15 protein-coding genes are annotated in these 18,122 nt (G+C 69.8%); 6 read left to right on the forward strand and 9 right to left on the reverse strand.

Translation table 11 applies throughout. The features are described 5' to 3' along the window. The first annotated feature begins 97 nt into the window (after positions 1-97). Positions 98-1,225 carry an FAD-dependent monooxygenase gene (locus tag OG933_RS29790; RefSeq protein WP_405629775.1) on the forward strand — a complete coding sequence of 376 codons (1,128 nt, stop codon included), beginning with the start codon at positions 98-100 and terminating at the stop codon, positions 1,223-1,225. A 111-nt stretch (positions 1,226-1,336) separates the two neighbouring features. Here the strand turns inward: OG933_RS29790 and OG933_RS29795 are convergent, their stop codons facing one another. Continuing rightward, positions 1,337-2,104 carry an intradiol ring-cleavage dioxygenase gene (locus OG933_RS29795; RefSeq protein WP_362529574.1) on the reverse strand — a complete coding sequence of 256 codons (768 nt, stop codon included), beginning with the start codon at positions 2,102-2,104 and terminating at the stop codon, positions 1,337-1,339. Positions 2,105-2,369: 265 nt separating this feature from the next. On the opposite strand from OG933_RS29795, the gene OG933_RS29800 reads away from it, so the two are divergent. Beyond that, positions 2,370-3,386: an arabinan endo-1,5-alpha-L-arabinosidase gene (locus OG933_RS29800; protein WP_405629777.1), complete on the forward strand. Its 1,017-nt coding sequence runs from the start codon at positions 2,370-2,372 to the stop codon at positions 3,384-3,386. Next, complete coding sequence (locus OG933_RS29805; RefSeq protein WP_405629779.1) at positions 3,368-4,801, forward strand: family 43 glycosylhydrolase; 1,434 nt, start codon at positions 3,368-3,370, stop codon at positions 4,799-4,801. The genes OG933_RS29800 and OG933_RS29805 overlap by 19 nt, the downstream gene beginning before the upstream one ends. A gap of 117 nt (positions 4,802-4,918) precedes the next feature. On the opposite strand, the gene OG933_RS29810 is transcribed toward OG933_RS29805, so the two are convergent. The 8 genes from OG933_RS29810 to OG933_RS29845 all read right to left on the reverse strand — a co-directional run bounded on the left by OG933_RS29810 (position 4,919) and on the right by OG933_RS29845 (position 14,872). Further along, on the reverse strand, positions 4,919-6,607 hold the full coding sequence (locus OG933_RS29810; protein WP_362524207.1) for a histidinol-phosphate transaminase: 1,689 nt from the start codon (positions 6,605-6,607) through the stop codon (positions 4,919-4,921). Positions 6,608-6,887: 280 nt separating this feature from the next. Further along, complete coding sequence (gene mmsB / locus OG933_RS29815) at positions 6,888-8,132, reverse strand: multiple monosaccharide ABC transporter permease (RefSeq protein WP_142264082.1); 1,245 nt, start codon at positions 8,130-8,132, stop codon at positions 6,888-6,890. Then, positions 8,129-9,679, reverse strand: coding sequence for a multiple monosaccharide ABC transporter ATP-binding protein (gene mmsA / locus OG933_RS29820; RefSeq protein WP_362264809.1), 1,551 nt, complete (start codon positions 9,677-9,679; stop codon positions 8,129-8,131). Before mmsA ends, mmsB begins: the two co-directional genes overlap by 4 nt. A gap of 32 nt (positions 9,680-9,711) precedes the next feature. Next, positions 9,712-10,821, reverse strand: coding sequence for a multiple monosaccharide ABC transporter substrate-binding protein (gene chvE, locus OG933_RS29825; RefSeq protein ID WP_171397026.1), 1,110 nt, complete (start codon positions 10,819-10,821; stop codon positions 9,712-9,714). A 151-nt stretch (positions 10,822-10,972) separates the two neighbouring features. Beyond that, positions 10,973-11,944, reverse strand: coding sequence for a hypothetical protein (locus OG933_RS29830; protein WP_405629784.1), 972 nt, complete (start codon positions 11,942-11,944; stop codon positions 10,973-10,975). A gap of 120 nt (positions 11,945-12,064) precedes the next feature. After that, positions 12,065-13,069, reverse strand: a complete 1,005-nt coding sequence (locus OG933_RS29835; RefSeq protein WP_054238146.1) for a zinc-binding dehydrogenase — start codon at positions 13,067-13,069, stop codon at positions 12,065-12,067. Further along, positions 13,066-14,226 (reverse strand): mandelate racemase/muconate lactonizing enzyme family protein, encoded by a 1,161-nt coding sequence (locus OG933_RS29840; protein ID WP_362524201.1) that lies wholly within the window; start codon positions 14,224-14,226, stop codon positions 13,066-13,068. Before OG933_RS29840 ends, OG933_RS29835 begins: the two co-directional genes overlap by 4 nt. A gap of 334 nt (positions 14,227-14,560) precedes the next feature. Beyond that, the gene (locus OG933_RS29845; RefSeq protein ID WP_405629787.1) at positions 14,561-14,872 is read right to left on the reverse strand and encodes a hypothetical protein; all 312 of its coding nucleotides are present in this window, start codon (positions 14,870-14,872) and stop codon (positions 14,561-14,563) included. Positions 14,873-14,953: 81 nt separating this feature from the next. Between OG933_RS29845 and OG933_RS29850 the strand changes: the two genes are divergently transcribed. The 3 genes from OG933_RS29850 to OG933_RS29860 all read left to right on the forward strand — a co-directional run bounded on the left by OG933_RS29850 (position 14,954) and on the right by OG933_RS29860 (position 18,032). Then, positions 14,954-15,349, forward strand: coding sequence for a hypothetical protein (locus tag OG933_RS29850; protein ID WP_405629789.1), 396 nt, complete (start codon positions 14,954-14,956; stop codon positions 15,347-15,349). 495 nt (positions 15,350-15,844) lie between these two features. Next, the gene (locus OG933_RS29855) at positions 15,845-16,891 is read left to right on the forward strand and encodes a LacI family DNA-binding transcriptional regulator (protein ID WP_405629791.1); all 1,047 of its coding nucleotides are present in this window, start codon (positions 15,845-15,847) and stop codon (positions 16,889-16,891) included. Between the two features lie 133 nt (positions 16,892-17,024). Then, complete coding sequence (locus tag OG933_RS29860; protein ID WP_020126951.1) at positions 17,025-18,032, forward strand: ABC transporter substrate-binding protein; 1,008 nt, start codon at positions 17,025-17,027, stop codon at positions 18,030-18,032. Positions 18,033-18,122 lie beyond the last annotated feature (90 nt).

The following is an 18,122-nucleotide window of genomic DNA, read 5'->3' on the forward strand; positions in this document are numbered from 1 at the left end:
CGGGTCACCTCGCCGCGTGGGCCACGAACCCGGCCCACGCGGTGCCCCCGGTGGGCGCGGAGACTCGCCCTGCCGGCGGACAGAGGGGGCGTGGGGGATGGGTGGCAGTCGCAGCGCGGTGGTCGTCGGCGGAGGCATCGGCGGGCTGGCCGCCGCGATCGGGCTGCGCCGGATCGGCTGGGATGTGACGGTCCTCGAACGCGCCCCCGCCTTCGCCGACGTGGGCGCGGGGATCTCCCTGCACGCCAACGGGATGCGGGCGCTGGACGCGCTCGGCGTCGGCGAGGCGATACGGGCCACCGTCCGGCCGGTGTACACGGGCGGCACCCTCACCCCCGACGGCCGCATGCTGTCCCGGATGGACGGCGCGGCCCTGGAGCGCCGGCTCGGGACGCCCGTCGTCGGCGTCCTCCGTGCCGACCTGCACCGCGTCCTGCGTGAGGCGCTGCCCGCGGGGTGGGTGCGCACCGGGGTGGAGGTGACCGACGTCGGCGGCGCGGGCGACGATGCCGAACTCGTCGTCGCCGCCGACGGTGTCGACAGTCGGCTGCGCGCCGAGCTGTTCCCCCGGCACCCCGGAGCGGTCTACAGCGGTTCGACGGTCCTGCGGGCCGTCACCGCGCGCCCGCTCCACGACCTGCCCGATCTCGAGCTGACCTGGGGCAGGGGCGCCGAGTTCGGGCACCTCCGCTTCGTCGACGGACGGGCCGAATGGCACGCGGTGCTCACCGCACCGCCGGGCGTCAGGCACGCCGACCCGCTCGCCGCGATGCGCCGGCGCTTCTACGGCTGGCACGATCCCGTCCCCGCCCTCCTGGACGCGACCCGGCCGCAGGACGTCCTGCACCACGACATCCACGAACTGGTCACCCCGCTGCCCGCGTTCACCGTCGGCCGGGTCGCGCTGCTCGGCGACGCCGCCCACGCCATGACCCCGAACCTCGGGCAGGGCGCCAGTCAGGCGCTGGAGGACGCGACCGTACTCGCCTCCTGTCTGGCGACCGGACCCACCACCGCGGCCGCGCTGCGCCGTTACGACGCGGTCCGCCGGCGGCGCAGCCGGTCCGTGGCCCGCGCCGCCCGCCTGGCCGGCCGGATGGGTCAGGGGCTGACCCACCCCCTCGCCGTGGCCCTCCGCAACGGCGCCCTGCGGCTGGCACCCTCCGGACCGACCCTGCGGGCCGCCCTGCGGCATGCCGACTGGACGCCACCACGGCTGCGGTGACGCCCAGTCGAACGGGGGATGTTCATGCCGTACGGGTCGTACGGGTCGTACGGGTCGTACCTGTTGTGCAGGTCGTGCAGGTCGTGCGGGTCGTACGGTGCCTGGCCGAGGTCAGTTCTCGACCCCGAGCGTCAGCGTTCCCGCGTACCCGGCGGACGTCGAGCTGCCCAGGGCCGTCAGGGTCAGCAGGCCCGAGGCGGCACCTCCCTCGTCGTAGATGGAGTCCTGGGCGAGGGTGGTGCGGGTGACCGTGTTGGTCGAGTACGGGGAGATCCTCGCGACGGCCGTCGTGATCGTCTCGTTGAAGAAGAGCTGACCGGTGTGGAGCTCCTGGCCACCGGTGAAGGAGCCGTCCGAGGTCAGGGTGACGTTCGTGTGGACCTTGATGTGGATGTGGATGCAGCGGCCCCGGTACCAGCCCGGGTAGACCGTGGTGATCGCCGCGACGCCGCTGGAGTTCGTGAGGACGCCGCCGCGCAGGAAGGTGCCGCTGTCCGGTTCGCTGTGGCCGTTGCTGCCGACGAAGCCGGAGTACTCGCCGAGGGCGTCGGCGTGCCAGATCTCCACGAGGGCGTTGGAGAGGGGCACGCAGGTGTCGTCGTCGACGACCGTGAGGGTCAGCTTCAGCGGGATGCCCGCCTTGCCCTCGGTGATGTCGGCGCGGACGTACTGTCCGTCGAGGTAGTAGGGGCCTTCGGTCATCTCCTTCGTGAGGGTGCAGACGGCCGCGGCGGCGACGGGGGCGGTGTCGGCCGCGTCGGCGGTGGGGGCCTCGGGCGTGGCAGCGGCGCCTACGGCCAGGGCCGCTGCGGTCGCGCCCGAGGCGACGAGTACGGTACGGCGCGCGACGGAGGGGCGCGCATCTGAGGTGTCTGTCATGAACACGACACCGTAGAAACGCTTCCTGTCGGCAGGCTGTCAGTTCGGCAAAGTGAGACGCCGTCAAGCTACTTGCCGGGCAAGTGTCGACACAAGGGCTGTCGCCCTCTTCGAAGAGGCGATCGGCGGTGCCGTTTCTCGAAGACTTTCGGGTGCGCGCGCGAACCATTGACGCGCAAGGGGTTCGATCCTACGGTCCCGTCCGACGACGCGAATGTCGTTCGGTATCACGAACGACTGATTCCCCCCTCGAAGGAGCGTCCGCATGAGCCGCACCTCTCGCACGCCCCGCACGCCCCACACATCCCGCAGGCCCCGCTCGTCCCGTAGGGCCGCACTGCTCGCCGTCCCGGCGGCGGTCCTGCTCGCCCTGATCCCGTCCACCGCCTCCGCGTACCCCAACCCCGGTACGGTCACCGGCTCCACCGTCGTGCACGACCCGACGATGATCCGCACCTCGGCCGGCCGCTACCTCCTCTACGCGACCGGTGGCGGCCTGTCCTACCGCACCTCCACCGACCGCATCGCGTTCAGCGCGGGCGGTGACGCCTTCTCCACCCGGCCGAGCTGGTGGTCCTCCTACGGCACCACCGAGGCCTGGGCGCCCGACATCTCCTACCAGGGCGGCAAGTACCTGATGTACTACGCCGTCTCCACCTTCGGATCCAACAGGTCCGCGATCGGACTGGCCGGTTCGAGCACCGGGCTCCCCGGCTCCTGGACCGACTACGGCACCGTCTACACCTCCACCACGTCGAGCGACTACAACGCCATCGACCCGAACCTCTTCGTGGACGACGACGGCAAGTGGTGGCTCTCGTTCGGGAGTTGGTGGACGGGGATCAAGATGATCCGGATCGATCCGGCCACCGGCAAGCAGCTCGCGTCCGACACCGCCCGGCGCTCGATCGCCTCCCGCCCCACCGGGACCAAGGCCGTCGAGGCGCCCTACATCGTGAAGCGCGGCGGCTACTACTACCTCTTCGCCTCCTACGACACCTGCTGCGCCGGCACCAGCTCCACCTACAAGGTGAAGGTCGGCCGCGCCACCGCCGTCACCGGGCCGTACTACGACAAGAACGGCGTCGCGATGACGAACAACGGCGGCACGGCGGTCCTGGAGTCGCACGGCAGCGTCATCGGCCCCGGCGGCCAGTCGATCCTGCACGACACCGACGGCGACCTGATCGTCTACCACTACTACGACGGCAACGACAACGGCACCCCCAAGCTCGGCATCAACCTCTTGAACTGGAGCAGCGGATGGCCCGTCGCCTACTGACCCTGCTGACCGCGCTGCTGCTCGCCCTGGCGATCGGACAGCCTTCGGCGAGCGCGGCCACCGTCACCAACCCGATCAAGGCGCAGAAGGGCGCCGACCCCTGGATCTCGTACCACGACGGCAACTACTACCTGGTGACGACGAGTTGGACGAACGTCATCACCCTGCGCAAGTCCGCCACCCTCGCGGGGCTCGCCACCGCGCCGAACATCCAGGTGTGGACCGGGGACGCCGCTTCGCGGTGCTGCAACATCTGGGCGCCGGAGATCCACTTCCTCAACGGCCGCTGGTACCTGTACTACGTCGCCGGGCAGAACGTCACCGACTACAACCCGACCCAGCGCACGCACGTCCTGGAGAGCGCGGGCTCCGACCCGACCGGCCCGTACACCTACAAGAACCAGCTCAACTCCGCCTGGATGCTGGATCCGACGGTCGCCACCATCAACGGCCAGCTGTACCTGTTCGGCAGTGCGAGCGGCGGGACGCAGAACCTCGTCGCGGCCCGGATGTCCAACCCGTACACCCTGGCCACCGGCTTCTCGACCATCTCCACGCCGACCAACTCGTGGGAGACGTCCGGAGGTTCGGTCAACGAGGGTCCGGAGATCCTGCAACGCGGCGGCAAGACCTTCCTGGTCTATTCGGCGAGCGGCTGCTGGACCCCCGATTACAAACTCGGCCAGCTCACCCTCACCGGCTCCGACCCGCTCGCGGCATCGTCCTGGACGAAGAAGTCCACGCCGGTGTTCCAGCGCAACGACTCCGCGGGCGTCTACGGCCCCGGCCACAACGGCTTCTTCAGCTCGCCGGACGGCACCGAGAGCTGGATCGTCTACCACGCCAACGACTCGGCCTCGGACGGCTGCGACAACGGCCGTACGACCCGGGCCCAGAAGTTCACCTGGAACTCCGACGGCACCCCGAACCTGGGCACGCCCGTGGCGCTGGGCTCGGCCGGCAGCGGCCCCTCCGGTGAACCTTCGGCCACCGCCACCACCTACCGGATCACCAACCGCAACAGCGGCAAGTGCCTCGACGTGGCCGGGAGTTCGACGGCGGACGGCGCCAACGTCCAGCAGTACACCTGCAACGGCGGCACGAACCAGCGCTGGCGCATCGAGGACCAGGGCGACGACACCAGCCGCCTGGTCAACGTGGCCACCGGCAAGGTCCTCGACACCGCCGACTGCTCCGCCGCGGACGGCGCCGACCTGCGTCAGTGGTCCTGGCTGAACAACACCTGCCAGCGCTTCCGCTTCCTCACCACCGACAGCGGATACGTCCGTATCGTCAACCAGTCCACGGGCAAGGTCGCCGACGTCGCCGACTGCTCCACCGCGGACTCCGCCGACGTACGTCAGTGGTCCTGGCTGAACAACACCTGCCAGCAGTGGAGGCTCGAGCCGGTGTAGCCGGTGTAGCCGGTGTAGCCGGTGCAGCCGGTGTGCGGTGAAGTTTCTGCCGCCGACCCGTTGCGCCCCGAGCAGCCATCGGCCGTTCGGGGCGCAACGGGTCGGCGGTGCGAAGTCCTATCCCGCCTGGCCCATGCCCGCCGCGTTCGGCCAGCTCTGGGCGTTCGGCCAGCCTGTCGCGGCGGCGGGGGAGAGGCCGTTGGTGCCCCGGACCTGGGCGGCCGTGAGGCCGCCGCGGGCCGGGACGCCGGGCGGGGTCGGGCCCATCGGAGGGGCGGGGGCCGGAGCCATGGCGGGGGCCATCGCCGCGGGGGCCATGGCGGGCGCCATCGCGGGGGCCATCGCGGCCGGTGCCATCGCGGCGGCCGGTGCCATCGGCGGAGCCGCGGCCGGGACGGGGGCCGGCGCGGGGGCCGGGGCGGGCACCGACTGGGGGAAGATCTGGGCCGCGGCCGGCATCGGCATCCCGGCGCCGTCGGACGGAGTGGCCTGCGCCATCGCCGGGGCCATCGGCGGGGCGGGCATCGCCATCGGGGCGCCGACGGCGGGCGCCGGCCCCGGCATCGCGACGCCCATGGCCTGAGCGGCGAGGTTGTGCATGCCGGACCCGTTGGTGACCAGCCGGTCCACCGCCGGCGTGCCCGAGCTGTAGCTGGTCCCGGTGCTCAGCTCGGGCACGGCGGCTCCCCTCCTGGTCCCGTAGAGCACCTGTTCCAGGCCGGACACCAGGCGACGAACGTCCACCTGGGGGCGCACCACGAGCCGCAGGAAGCGGCTGGACGAACCGATCTTGTTGCCGCACTCGCGGACCAGGATGCGGTGCTCGGCGAGCAGCCGGTCGCGGACCACGGTGCCCTCGGCGCCGACGGGAAGGCGCACGAAGAGGAAGTTCCCCTGGGAGGGGTAGACGGTCAGCCCGGGCAGCGCGCTGAGCTGACTCGCCATGTCGAGACGGTCCCGGCGCACCTGCATCAGGCTCTGCGCGTACTCGGGGCCGTGCTCCTTCAGCATGAACACCACGTACTCGGCGAAGGCGTTGAGGTTCCACTTCGGCAGCATCGAGCGGACCCGGCCGGCGAGCGACGGGTTGGAGACCATGTAGCCGAACCGGATGCCGTGCAGACCGAAGTTCTTGCCGAGGCTGCGCAGCACGATGACGTTGGGCCGGATCATCGCCTCCTGCACGACGCTCGGTTCCTGCTCCGCGTCCGCGAACTCCAGGAACGACTCGTCGATGACGATCAGGTCCAGGTCGGCCATGGCGTCCATGAACTGCACGAGCGCGTGCTTGTGCAGGAAGCCGCCGTCGGGGTTGTTCGGGTTGCAGATGACGGCGGCCCTGGTGCCGCGGGTCCGGATGAACTCGGCGTACTGCGCGAGGTCCAGGGCGAAGCCGCTGGACTCCTGGAGCGGGAACATGTCGACCCGCTTGCCGGTCTCCATGGGCTGGTCGGTCCAGCGGCCGAAGGTGGGGACGGGGACGGCGAGGGACTCACGCACCAGCAGGTGGTCGATCCAGGTGATCAGCTCGGTCGATCCGTTGCCCATCGCCACGGCCTGCGGCGGGAGTTGGAGCAGGTTGCACAGCTCGGCCGTGATCGTGTCGGCGCCGCTCGGGTAGTACGTGATGATGTCCCGCAGCCGCGCGGCCATGGTGTCCATCATGGCCGGGGTGGGGAAGTAGGGGTTGCAGGGGATACAGAAGTCCACCGGGCCGACTCCCTCGCCGCCCTCCCGCGTCAGCGCCGCCATCGACGGGCTGTGTGCCGCGGTGTTGCGGAACAACGAGGAGACGTTGTCGGCCATGGAACCTCCGTATGGGGCGGGCCCGGCGGGGACGACCGGGCCCGTCGTCATTGGGTGGCCCGCGCGGGGGAGCGCGGGCCGCCCTTACATACGAAGGTTTGGGTGGCGCTGTTCAACCGCTGAGGAATCGGTAAGAACTTGTGGGTCACCTGTGAAGGCGTCGTGACCCTCGGCACCCGGGGCGCATCGGAAAGGGCCCCGCCGGTGCCGGCGGGGCCCTGCCTGTCCTGAGCTACGGACCGGTTCTGAGCTGCGGATCCGTCCTAGCGCTGCGGACGCGTCACGAACCGGACTTGCGCTTGTTCCAGACGTCGAAACCGACCGCGGCGAGCAGCGCCAGGCCCTTGATGACCTGCTGCCAGTCGCTGCCGACGCCGAGCAGGTTCATGCCGTTGTTCAGCACGCCGAGGACGAGACCACCGATGATCGCGCCGAGGACGGTGCCGACACCGCCGCTCATGGACGCACCGCCGATGAACGCCGACGCGATCGCCTCGAGTTCGAAGTTCAGACCCGCCTTGGGACCGGCCGCGTTCAGCCGGGCCGCGACCACGAGTCCCGCCAGGGCCGCGAGCGCGCCCATGTTCAGGAAGACGAGGAAGGTGACCTTCTTGTCCTTGACGCCGGACAGCTTCGCGGCCGGCAGGTTGCCGCCGATCGCGTAGATGTGACGGCCGAAGACGGCGTTGCGCATGACGTAGCCGTAGCCGACCACCAGCGCGCCCAGGACCAGCAGGATGATCGGCGCGCCCTTGTAGCTGGCGAGCAGCATCGTGACGGTGAGCACCGCGGCGACGATGGCGACGATCTTGAGCAGGAACAGGTTGCGCGGCACCACGTCCAGCGAGAACTCCTGCTGGCGCTTGCGGTCGCGCACCTCCTGGAGCACCACCATGACGATCACGGCGAGGCCCAGCAGCAGCGTGATGTTGTGGTAGTTCGTGGTCGGGCCGACCTCGGGGAGGAAGCCGTTGCCCATCTTCTGCAGACCGTCCGGGAACGGGCCGAGGGTCTGGCCCTCCAGGAAGATCTCCGTCATGCCACGGAAGATCAGCATGCCGGCGAGGGTGACGATGAACGACGGTATGCCGAGATACGCGATGAAGAAGCCCTGCACCGAGCCCGCTATCGCGCCCACGATCAGGCACAGCACCACCGCGACGGGCCACGAGACGTCGTGCTGCACCGTCAGTACGGCCGCGAACGCGCCGATGAACGCCGTCAGTGAACCGACCGACAGGTCGATGTGGCCCGCGATGATCACCAGCATCATGCCGATCGCGAGGATCAGCACATAGCTGTTCTGGAGGACCAGGTTGGAGACGTTGCGCGGCAGCAGCAGGTCACCGTCGGTCCAGACCGCGAAGAGCGCGACGATCAGGCCGAGGGCGATCAGCATGCCGTACTGGCGCATGTTGCGGCGCAGGCCGTCCAGCACCAGCTGGAGCAGGCCGCCGTCGGCCGCCGGTCCGCCGCTCTTGCCGGGCGGCGCGGCTGCCGGGCTCTTGGTCACGTCGGTGCTCATCGCGATACCTCTTTGTCCTTCGTCATCTGACGCATCAGCACTTCCTGCGTGGCCTCGGCCCGCGGGAACTCGCCCGTGAGCCGCCCGGCGGCCATGGTGTAGATGCGGTCGCACATACCGAGCAGTTCGGGCAGCTCGGAGGAGATGAAGACGACCGCCTTGCCCTGGGCGGCCAGTTGGTCGATGACCGTGTAGATCTCGTACTTGGCGCCGACGTCGATACCGCGCGTGGGCTCGTCCAGGATCAGCACGTCAGGACCCGCGAAGATCCACTTGCTGAGGACGACCTTCTGCTGGTTGCCGCCGGACAGCTTGCCCACCGGCTCGAAGACGGTCGGCGCCTTGATGTTCATGGACTTGCGGTAGCCCTCGGAGACCTGCCGCTCCTCGTGCTCGTCGACGATCCCCCGCTTGGCCACCTTGCCCAGCGCGGTCAGCGAGATGTTGCGGTTGATCGTGTCGATGAGGTTGAGGCCGTAGTGCTTGCGGTCCTCCGTGACATAGGCGATCCCGTGGCCTACCGCCTCCGCGACGGTCTTCGTACGGATCTCCTTGCCGTCCTTGAGGACGGTGCCGCCCGCGTGCCGGCCGTAGGAGCGTCCGAAGACGCTCATCGCGAGCTCGGTGCGGCCGGCGCCCATCAGGCCCGCGATGCCGACGATCTCCCCGCGCCGCACCTGGACCGACACGTCGTCGACGACCTTGCGCTGCTGGTCGATCGGGTGGTGCACGGTCCAGTTGCGGATCTCCAGGGCCGGGGCGGCGCCCGACTCCGCCTCGTGCGGGGTGCGCTCGGGGAAGCGGTTGTCCAGGTCGCGGCCGACCATGCCGCTGATGATCCGGTCCTCGGTCGTCTCCGCCGACTTCACGTCGAGCGTCTCGATGGACTGCCCGTCGCGAATGATCGTCACCGAGTCCGCGACCTTGCGGATCTCGTTGAGCTTGTGGGAGATGATGATCGCGGTGATGCCCTGCTTCTTCAACTCCAGGATGAGATCCAGGAGTTTGTCGCTGTCCTCGTCGTTGAGGGCCGCGGTCGGCTCATCCAGGATGAGCAGCTTCACCTTCTTCGAGAGCGCCTTCGCGATCTCCACGAGCTGCTGCTTGCCCACGCCGATGTCGGCGACGCGGGTCTCGGGGTGATCGCTCAGACCGACCCGGCGCAGCAGCTCGGAGGCGTGCCGCAGGGTGTCGTTCCAGTTGATCAGCCCGCGCGTGGCGTGCTCGTTGCCGAGGAAGATGTTCTCCGCGAGGGAGAGGTACGGCACCAGCGCCAGCTCCTGGTGGATGATGACGATGCCGCGCTGCTCGCTGGCCCGGATGTCCTTGAAGGAGACGGTCTCTCCCTCGAACAGGATCTCGCCCTCGTACGTGCCGTGCGGATGGACGCCGGAGAGCACCTTCATCAAGGTGGACTTTCCGGCGCCGTTCTCACCGCAGATGGCATGGACCTCGCCCTGGCGGACGGTCAGAGTGACGTCCGACAGCGCTTTCACACCGGGAAAGGTCTTGACGATCGAGCGCATTTCCAGGACGGGTCCCGCCATGGTCGTGCCTTCCAATCCTTGAGGGTCGACGCTTACTTGAGCTGGTCGGCCGTGTAGTAGCCGCCCTCGACGAGGACCTTCTCGTAGTTGGTCTTGTCCACGCTCACCGGCTGGAGCAGGTAGGCCGGGACGACCTTGGTGCCGTTGTCGTACGTCTTGGTGTCGTTCGTCTCGGGCTTCTTGTCGTTGAGGACGTCGTCGACCATGGTCGTGGCGACCTTGGCCAGCTCACGGAGGTCCTTGTAGACGGTCTGGGTCTGGCCGCCCGCGATGATCGACTTCACCGAGGCCAGCTCGGCGTCCTGGCCGGTGAGGACCGGCAGCGGCTTGCTCGCGGAGCCGTAGTCGTCCGACTTCAGGGCCGACAGGATGCCGATGGAGATGCCGTCGTACGGCGAGAGGACCGCGTCGACCTTCTTGCTGCCGTACGACTTGGTGAGGATGTCGTCCATGCGCTTCTGCGCGGTCGCGCCGTCCCAGCGCAGGGTGGTGACCTGGGTGAGACCGGTCTGGCCGGACTGGACGACGAGCTTCTTGCTGTCGATGTACGGCTGGAGCACGCTCATCGCGCCGTTGAAGAAGTACTTGGTGTTGTTGTCGTCGTTGGAGCCGGCGAACAGCTCGATGTTGAACGGGCCCTTGCCGGACTTCAGGCCGAGCTTGTCGACGATGTAGTTGGCCTGGAGCTCGCCGACCTTGCTGTTGTCGAAGGACGCGTAGTAGTCGACGTTCTTCGTGCCGAGGATCAGGCGGTCGTAGGAGATGACCGGGATCTTGGCGTCGGCGGCCTGCTGGAGGACGTTGTTCAGCGACTTGTTGTCGATGGCCGCGACGATCAGCGCCTTGACGCCCTGCGTGATCAGGTTCTCGATCTGCGAGACCTGCTGGTCGGGGTCGTCCTCGCCGTAGACCAGCTTGGTCTTGTAGCCCTTGGCCTCGAGGTCCTTGACGACGTTGGCGCCGTCGGAGATCCAGCGCTCGGAGGACTTGGTCGGCATCGCGATACCGATGGTCCCGCCCTTGGCGCTGTCCGAGCCCTCGTCCTTGCTGCCACCGTCACCGCTCTGGCCGCAGGCGGACAGAGTCAGGGCGAGGGAGGCGGCTCCGGCTATGGCGGCGAGGGAGACTCTACGGTTGCGCATGATCATCATCCTTGATGTGTGTGCAGGGGTCGGTATCGCGGTGCGACGGCCGCTCCCGGAGCAACGCCGGGAAGAAGAGAAGAAGTGAAGAAGCGGTGTGTGGGATTCTGCGCGCCTGTGTCGGCTTCTGTGAAGCGGGGTTTCCGGAACGTTATGACTGGATGTCAAACCGCTTGAGATCACCCGGCAGGCGCGAGCCCAACGGCGCCATGTCGCCGTCCGCGCCATGACGGGCGAGGAGGTCGAGGGCGAGCCGTCCGCGCCGCACCCGTTCCCGGGCGGTGGAGAGCGCCAGATCCCGCAGGTGGTGGCCGTACGGGTAGATCCCCGGGGCCTTGGACAGGCCGAACTTCAGGTAGAGCGGTGCGCCGCGCCGGATCAGCTCGGCGACCTCGTACATCCGGATGTAACCGCCGAGATCGTCGGGGGCCTCGATGTACATGTCCATGGGAGCGCCGGAGGCCCGGCGGATCTCGGTCAGGTGGTCCAGGGTGAGGTCACTGGGCACGTTGACCGAGTCGGCGCCGAGCCGCTCGTACACCGCGTACGCCGCCGGGTTGACGGGACCGATGAGCGCGGAGACCTTCAGCGTGGTGTCGGCCGGGATGATGCCGGCCGCGCGGGCACGGTGCAGCGTCCACAGGACACCCTCGTCGGCGACGAGCAGGCACTTGACGCCCAGTTCCGTCGCCCGGACGGCGTCCTCGACGCATCCGGCGACGGCGTCGTGGCCGCGGGCGCGCAGCCCGCCGCCCCGCGAGTCGGTGCGGGTCGAGCCGCCGATGTCCCAGGTGCCGCGCGGCCCGGTGAAGAGGCAGAGCTCGATGTCACGCTCGCCGGTGGCGTCGACCATCTCGGTGATCTCGGCGTCGGTCAGCATCCACACGCCGCTGCCCTGGCTGATCCGGTGGATCGGCACGTCGAGGCGCGAGGCCTCCTTGAGGATGACGGCCAGCGCTTCGGGACCCTCGCACGAAGGGACCTCGGTGCGCCAGCGGCCGCCGCCCGGGAAGGTGTGGGCAGAGGCGTCGGCGGGGTCGAGGGCGGGCGCGCCCAGGCCGAGCGCGGTGAGCGCCTGCTCACCAGGTCGACGGGCTGCCGTGGCGGAAGCGTCGGTGGTCACATGCCGTCCTTCGTGTTCGATATTTCGGTCAAGGTTCGCGGCTCAGGTCGTGCGGAGTGTGGGTGTACGCCGGGGCGGGGACGGTCAGGTCGCCCCCGCACCGGCGTACGGCTCAGGGGCTTACGGCTTGAGCAGCACCTTGCCCACCTTCGGATCGCCTGATCCCACCAGGTCGATGGCCGCGGAGAACTCGGCGAGCGGCAGTTCGTGCGTGACCAGCGGAAGCGGGTCGAGCAGCCCGGCTCCGAACACCCGGACGGTGTGCGACCAGGCGTCCGGCGGCGCTCCGAAGACGGTGTGCACCTCCAGCTGTCGTACGACCAGGTCCGTCGGGTCGAGCCCGTCGGCGCCCGGTGCCGGGATCCCGGTGAGGACCAGCCGGCCACCGCGCCGGAGCAGCGAGGCGGCGGTCCGGGCGGCGGACGCGGACCCGGCGGTCTCGATGACGACGTCGAAGTCGTCCGGGAGCTCCTGGTCCCTGGTCCGGAAATCGGTGGCCCCGAACTGCCGGGAGAGCGCCTCCCGGTCGTTCCGGGTGCCGACGACCAGCAGCTCGGCGGGCGATCCCGCCTTCAGGAACTGGACGGCGAACATGCCCAGCGTCCCGGTGCCGACGACGGCCACCTTCTCGCCCGGCAGTGCGTGCGCCTTGATCGCGGCGGCCGCGATACAGGCGGCGGGCTCGAGCAGGGCGGCCGCGGTGAGGTCGGCGTCGTCCGCCAGGACGTGCAGCAGCCGGGCCGGCAGGGTGAGGGTGGCCGCCATGGCCCCCGGCTGGGTGAAGCCGGTCTCCTCGTACCCGTCCGTGCACAGCGTCGTCTCGCCCGCGTGACAGCGGTCGCAGACCTGGCAGTTGCGGAAGCCCTCACCGACGACCTTGCGGCCGACGAGCGACGCGGGGACCCCGGCGCCGACCGCCTCGACCGTCCCCGACCACTCGTGGCCGGGAGTCAGCGGGTAGCGGACGTAGCCCTCGGGCCGGTTGCCCTGGTACACCTCGCGGTCGCTGCCGCAGATGCCGGTGGCGTGGACGCGGACGAGCGCCTCGCCGGGTTCCGGCCGCCGAGGCTCGTGCGGGACGAGCCGGTGCTCGCCCGGCGCCTCGACGACGACGGCTGTACTCACTTGTCGCTGCCCTTCGGCTTGCGCTGCTCCCAGCCCTCGGCCCAGAGGTCGAAACGGGCCTGCTGCTGCGGGAACTCGGCGGCGGCGTCCACGTCGAGCTCGACGCCGAGACCGGGCGCGTGGGACAGCTCGAAGTAGCCGTCGACGACCTGGGGAGCCCCCTTGACGACCTTCTTGATCTCCGAGTCGGCGAAGTCGTTGAAGTGCTCGAGGATCTTGAAGTTCGGGGAGGTGAACCCGACCTGGAGCGAGGCCGCGGTGAGGACCGGGCCGCCGACGTTGTGCGGGGCGACGAGCACGTAGTGCGCCTCGGCGGTGGCGGCCAGCTTCCTGGTCTCCCAGATGCCGCCGATGTGGCCGACGTCCGGCTGGATGATGTCCACGGCCTGGCTCTCGAAGAGCTCGCGGAACTCGACGCGGTCGTGGATGCGCTCACCGGTGGCGACGGGGATGTCGACCTTCGCGGCGACCTTCTCGAGAGCCTTCAGGTTCTCGGGCGGGCACGGCTCCTCCAGCCACGCGGGCTTGAAGGGCGCGAGTTCGTTCGCGAGCCGGACGGCGGTGGCGGGGGAGAAGCGGCCGTGCATCTCCAGCATCAGCTCGGCGTCCGGCCCGATGGCGTCGCGCACGGCCTCGATGAGGGAGACCGCGTACAGGGTCTGCTGGTGGTCCAGCTCGAAGTGCCCGGTGCCGAAGGGGTCGATCTTGAGCGCCTTGTAGCCGCGCTCCATGACCCCCTGGGCGGCCTTGTGGTAGGCCTCCGGGGTCCGCTCGGTGGTGTACCAGCCGTTGGCGTAGGCCTTGACCTTGTCGGTGACCTTGCCGCCGAGGAGCTGCCAGACGGGCACGCCGAGGGCCTTGCCCTTGATGTCCCAGCAGGCCATCTCGACGACGGCGATGCCCGACATCACGATCTCGCCGGCCCGCCCGTAGTCGCCGTACTTCATCCGGCGCACGAGGTCCTCGACAGCGAATGGGTCGGAGCCGAGAATGTGGTTGGCCTCGGCCTCCTTCAGGTAGCCGATCAGCGCGTCGGTATGACCCAGCATGCGGGTCTCTCCGACACCCGTGATGCCCTCGTCGGTGTGCACCAGGACGTAGGTCAGGTTGCGCCACGGCGTCCCGACCACGTGCGTGCTGATTCCGGTGATGCGCACGGAAGTTACCCTTCGGCTGTTCGAGATTTCGTCACATGTTCGAAATGCTGGGCAGACAGTAAGGATTGCGCGAGGCGAGTGTCAATGGGTCGAACGGGTAACGGTTTCGACAGTTTCGGTACTCCTTTCGAAACTTGGCCCGCCGCGCTGTGGTCCAGGTCACTCGAAGTGTCGCGCCGGTATGGCCGGTTTCCCACACAACTTTCACAGGTGAACCCGGGAACGCACCTGTCCGGGAACTTAGTCTTCCCGCGTCATGGACTACTGCCACCCGTGCCGACGGCACCTCAACGGCGCCCTCGCCTGCCCGGGGTGCGGCGCGCCTGCTCAGCAGCTACGCGCGTATCCGCCCGGCGCGTCCGGCCCCGAGCCGTACGCGCGGGACGCGTCGGCGCACCGGACCTCCGGCGACCCGGACGGTCGCGGCGACCCGGATGACGACGGCGCTCACGGCGGCCGAGCCGATCTGGGCGCTCACGACGATCACGACGCTCACGACGGGCCTGTCGATCACGAAGCCGGGGGCGGCGAGCCGCAGGGCCGGGCCGCGCGCCGTCGCGAGCAGGGTCGGGGCGGTCGGCGCGGCCCCCAGGGCGCGGCCGACGCGCCGGAGGCGAGCCGCCGCGACCGCAAGGCCTCGGCCCACCGAAGACGCCGCAAACGCATCGTACTGATCACCGTCGGCTTCGCGCTCGCGGCCGGTGGCCTGAGCCTGGCCGAACTCGGCGTGGACGCACCGGGGTTCACCTCCCCCGGGAACCCGGCGGCGGCCGGGGGAGAGGCGTCCGAGGTCGACGGTTCGTCATCGGGGCCGAGCGCGTCCGCGCAGCCCCTGGACGACCGGACCGACACGGGCGGGGACAAGGCCTCGTCCTCCCCGAGCCCCTCCGCCTCCCCGTCGGCCTCGGAGTCCGCGAAGGACGCGTCGGCCACGCCGAGCCCGGACAAGGACGCCCAGTCGGCGACCCTCCCCGGCTCCCCCGGGTCGACCTCCGGATCGACCCCCTCGGACTCGGACTCCGGCTCGGACTCCACTGCCACCGCCGACCCGTCGGCGCCGGCCGAGTCCCCGGATCCGTCGCCCTCGCAGACGTGCACGCGCTTCCTGTGGTGGTGCTCGTAGGGCTCCGCCGGAGCCGGCCGTGCCGCGGCCGGACCCGCCGAGCGGCCGTCATGTGGGCCGTCCAGGAGGGCGTGCCGGACGCCCAGGTATGACCGAAACAGCTGTGCACTGAAGCGGGTTGGTCATGCTCCGGCCGCGCGACCCGTCGTCGGTCCACTGCCCCGTGCCCGGCCTCGGCCGGCCTTTCGGCCTGTGACCAGGGGCGATGTCCCGCCCCAGGTAAGCGCGTTATGGAACCGTGACGAGCTTCCCGTGCAACCCCCTTGACCGCCATGAATTGTTAGCGCTCACAATGACCTCCGCATTCACCAGTCGGCGACGACGTCAGCACGGGGAGGTACGAGCGGTCGTGCCCGCAACGTCCCCACTCACTTTTCCCACCGGTGTCGTCGGGCCCACCGGGATCCCGGAGTGAAGCCCGTGGCGCGGAACCGTCCGCCCACACCGCAGGACTTACCGGACTTACCGACAGACGAGCGTCAAGGAGGTGCGGCCGTGACACCCACCCGGCTCCGGCCGCCCACCATGGCCGACGTGGCGCGCCTGGCAGGCGTGTCCCACCAGACCGTGTCCCGCGTGCTGGGGGAGCACCCCAACGTGCGGGACGAGACGCGGGCCAGGGTGCTGCGGGCGATCGAGGAGATGGGTTACCGCCGCAACTTCTCCGCACGGGCCCTGGCGACCCGGCGCACCCGGACGCTGGGCGTGGTCGCCTCCGACACCACCCTCTACGGGCCGGCCAGCACGCTGTTCGCGCTCGAGGAGGCGGCGCGGGCCGAGGGATATCTCGTCTCGACGGTCAGTCTGCGCGAACTGACCATGGAGACGCTCTCCGAGGCGCTGGACCACCTCAGCGAGGGCGGGGTGGAGGGCGTGGTCGCCATCGCCCCGCAGCGGTCGGCGGTGGACGCCCTGGCCGAACTGCGCCATCCCTTCCCGGTGGTGGTCGTGGGCGGCGAGCCGGGCATGGACATCCCCCGCGTCGGTGTCGACCAGCGTCTGGGGGCGCGGCTGGCGACCGGCCACCTGCTGGCGGCCGGCCACCGCACGGTCTGGCACCTCGCCGGACCCGAGGACTGGCAGGAGGCGGCCGACCGGGCCGCCGGCTGGCGGGCCACCCTCGAAGCGGCGGGCGTCGAGCCGCCCATGCTGCTGCGGGGGGACTGGAGTCCGCTGTCGGGCTACCGCGCGGGCCAGGAACTGGCCGGCTGGGTGGGCCGGGGGCTGACCGCCGTCTTCGTCGCCAACGACCAGATGGCGCTGGGGGTGTTGCGGGCCCTGCGTGAGGCGGGCGTGCGGACTCCCCAGGACGTCGCGGTGGTCGGCTTCGACGACATCCCGGAGTCGGAGTTCTTCGCTCCGCCGCTCACCACCGTCCGGCAGGACTTCTCGACGGTGGGCCAGCGAGGCATCGCGCTGCTCCTGGAGCAGATCGAGGGCCGGCCGGCCTCCGACACGCCCCGGATCGCGATCGAACCCCAACTCGTCGTACGCGCAAGTACGTTCCCGAGCGCCGCTCAACCGGAGGGCGCTCCCCGCTGACCGACCCCGTCGGACCCCTGACCAGCAGTATGGCCGAAATGCCGAACAGTGATCGACAGGCTGGACGCAGTGCGGCCGGTTCATCGAGTACCAGCAGGTCCATCCCCGGGCCGGCTCTTCAAAGGAGAAGAACATGCTCAGCAGAAGAAACTTCCTCACCGCGGCGGTCGGCGTGGCGGCGGCGGGCGGCCTGGCGGCCTGCGCCAAGGAGGACGACGGCGCGTCCAGCAGCTCTTCCGGGGACGGCGGCAAGGCCATCACGCTCGGCTTCTCCCAGGTCGGCTCGGAGAGCGGCTGGCGCAGCGCCAACACCGACTCGGTGAAGGCGGCGGCCAAGGAGGCGGGTTACACCCTCAAGTTCTCCGACGCCCAGCAGAAGCAGGAGAACCAGATCTCCGCGATCCGCAGCTACATCACCCAGGGGGTCGACGTCATCGCCTTCTCGCCGGTGGTCGTCACCGGCTGGGACGCGGTGCTGAAGGAGGCCAAGGCCAAGAAGATCCCGGTGGTCCTCACCGACCGCTCCGTCGAGACCTCCGACGAGTCCCTGTACGTGACCCTGGTCGGCTCCGACTTCACCGACGAGGGCCGCCGCGCCGCCAAGATCCTCGAGAAGGTCATCGCGAAGGCCGGCCTCAAGGGCGCGGTGAAGATCGCCCAGCTGGAGGGCACCACCGGTGCCGCCCCGGCGATCGAGCGCGCCAAGGGCTTCAAGGAGGTCATGGACGCGAGCCACAAGGACGACTGGAAGGTCGTCGTCAGCCAGACCGGTGACTTCACCCGCGCCGGCGGCAAGCAGGTCATGGCGGCCTTCCTCCAGTCCAACCCGGACATCAACGTCCTCTTCGCGCACAACGACGACATGGCCATCGGCGCCATCCAGTCCATCGAGGCGGCCGGCAAGAAGCCCGGCAAGGACATCCTGATCGTCTCGATCGACGGCGTGAAGGACGGCTTCGTGGCCATGTCCGAGGGCAAGATCAACGCCATCGTCGAGTGCAACCCGCTCCTCGGCCCGCAGCTGATGGACGTCGTGAAGAAGGTCAAGGACGGCGAGACGGTCGAGCGCTGGATCAAGACCGAGGAGGGCGACTTCATGCAGGACCAGGCCGCGGCCGCGCTCCCGAGCCGCAAGTACTGACCGACGCACCCACCGGCAGGGAGCCTCCGGCCGACCGAGCCGTCGGTCCCGGGGCTCCCTGCGGGCCTGAACGAATCTCAAGAGGAGCGC

This window comes from Streptomyces sp. NBC_00016 (genome assembly GCF_045040885.1).
GTDB lineage: Bacteria > Actinomycetota > Actinomycetes > Streptomycetales > Streptomycetaceae > Streptomyces > Streptomyces coriariae.

Coding starts and splice junctions, on each gene's coding strand:
- OG933_RS29790 (WP_405629775.1), top strand. CDS start 98: ATGGGTGGCAGTCGCAGCGCGGTGGTCGTCGGCGGAGGCATCGGCGGG.
- OG933_RS29795 (WP_362529574.1), bottom strand. CDS start 2,104: ATGACAGACACCTCAGATGCGCGCCCCTCCGTCGCGCGCCGTACCGTA.
- OG933_RS29800 (WP_405629777.1), top strand. CDS start 2,370: ATGAGCCGCACCTCTCGCACGCCCCGCACGCCCCACACATCCCGCAGG.
- OG933_RS29805 (WP_405629779.1), top strand. CDS start 3,368: ATGGCCCGTCGCCTACTGACCCTGCTGACCGCGCTGCTGCTCGCCCTG.
- OG933_RS29810 (WP_362524207.1), bottom strand. CDS start 6,607: ATGGCCGACAACGTCTCCTCGTTGTTCCGCAACACCGCGGCACACAGC.
- mmsB (WP_142264082.1), bottom strand. CDS start 8,132: ATGAGCACCGACGTGACCAAGAGCCCGGCAGCCGCGCCGCCCGGCAAG.
- mmsA (WP_362264809.1), bottom strand. CDS start 9,679: ATGGCGGGACCCGTCCTGGAAATGCGCTCGATCGTCAAGACCTTTCCC.
- chvE (WP_171397026.1), bottom strand. CDS start 10,821: ATGCGCAACCGTAGAGTCTCCCTCGCCGCCATAGCCGGAGCCGCCTCC.
- OG933_RS29860 (WP_020126951.1), top strand. CDS start 17,025: ATGCTCAGCAGAAGAAACTTCCTCACCGCGGCGGTCGGCGTGGCGGCG.